Annotated in this window: 1 protein-coding gene; it reads left to right on the top strand. The window is 66.3% G+C overall.

The window, feature by feature from the left end:
- Positions 1–130: 130 nt before the first annotated feature.
- Positions 131–1776: phage tail tape measure protein (locus HMPREF0178_RS19835; protein ID WP_009369321.1), on the top strand; the 1646-nt coding region annotated here is incomplete at its 3' end.

Raw genomic sequence — 1776 nt, 5'->3', positions numbered from 1 at the left:
ACGGTCTGGACTACCCCGCCGTCTTCGCCGTGGCGCGGGCGCTCGGCATCACGATGGACGCGGACACGCTGAACGGCGTGGCGCTCATCGAGCGCACGCAACTTGAACTCTGGAACCGGGAGAAACACTGATGGCCAACATGGCGACGCGCATCAGCATTTATGCCGACGACAAGGCCAGCGCCTCGTTCCGCAGGGTCGGCGGCGAAGCGGACTCTCTGGCAAAAAAGATCGACGCCCTCAACGCGCTGGGGCCGGGCCTGCGGAACGTTTTTGCCGGGCTCGGCGTCAGCGTCGGCTTTGGGCAGGCCATCCGGCAGGCCGCCGCCTTCGAGACGGCCCTTGTCAGCATGCGGCGCGTCACCTCGCGCAGCGCAAGCGAGCTCAAGGCCGACATCGCCGGGCTCGGGCCGGAGCTGGGTTCGCAAACCCAGCTCATGCAGGGGCTGTATACCGTCTACTCGTCCGGCGTGACCGAAGCCGCCAAGGCGGTTGACCTGCTTTCAACGGCTTCGAAGGCCTCCAAGGTTTCCGGGGTTTCGCAGGCGCAGGCCGTGGACGCGCTCACTTCGCTCATGACCGGGTACACCGGGGAACTGAACAGGGCCGCCGAAGCCTCCGACCTCCTCTTTGCCATTGAAAAACAGGGCAAAACCACTGTCGGCGAAGTCATCCCGGTCATCGGCGAACTGGCCGGCGTCTCGAAGCAGGCGGGCATCAGCGCGGACGAAATGGGCGCGCAGTTCTCCGCGCTGACGCTCACCTCCGGCGGCACGGCGAAGGCGGCCACGCAGTACAAGGCCGCGGTCATGGAGCTGCTGCGGCCCAACGAAAAGCTGGCCGGGCTCATTGGGCGTCTGGGATACGAGTCCGGAACAGCGATGGTCAAGCAAAACGGCCTTGCCCGGACGTGGCGGATGCTCGACGCGGCGGCCCGGCAGTCCGGCTCTTCGCTGGCGCAGTTCCTCAGCTCCGAAGAGTCGCTTGTGGGGCTGGCCCCGCAACTTGAAACGGCCTTTGCCCAGCACGCCGCCAATCTCGACGCCATGAACAAGAAAACCGGGGAAACGGACGCCTCGTTTGCCCGCTGGAAGGAAACGCTGAACGGCCTGAAGGACACCACGGCGAACATGCTGGACAACCTCGGCACGCAAGGCGGCAACCTGTTCGCCCCTGCCGCCGCCGAGGGGCTGCGCCAGCTCAACGACGTGCTGAAGCTCCTGTCCGACAACTTCGATACGGTCGCCTCCGGGGCCGTCGTGCTCGGCTCCGGGATTGCCGGAATGACGGCGGCCAAAAAGCTGGCCGCCAACGAAACGGCCCGCTACGCCGCCGAAACCATCAAACTGGAAGCGGCGCAACTGCGCGGGAAGGTGACGCTCCTCGGCTCCGCGCAGGCCGTGGCCATGAAGGCGCAGGCCGATACCGAGGCCGCCCTTGCCGCCCGTAACGCCGCCCGCGCGGAACTGGAGCGCTTTGAAGCCGAACGGCGCAGCGCGCTGGCCGTGCAAAACGGCACGGATAACGCCATCATCCGCGCCGCGCAGGATCGCCAGCAACTTGCCCTGAAACAACAATTGACGGCGGCGGAAACGATATACCAGCAAAAGTTGAAAGCCTTGCCCACCGCTCTGGGCTCCTTCTCAAGTTCTCTGGCCGGTGTCGGGCGTATGGCGAAAACAGCCGGTTCCGCCCTGCTCGGCGCGTTCGGCGGCCCGGTCGGGCTGGCGGTGACGGCGCTGACCGCAGGGCTCGGCTATCTGGCGACGCGCGAAAG

The organism is Bilophila sp. 4_1_30 (assembly GCF_000224655.1).
Classification (GTDB): Bacteria; Desulfobacterota; Desulfovibrionia; order Desulfovibrionales; family Desulfovibrionaceae; genus Bilophila; species Bilophila wadsworthia.
The sequence above is the reverse complement of the archived record's forward strand: the minus strand, read 5'-3'. Positions and strand labels throughout refer to the sequence as shown.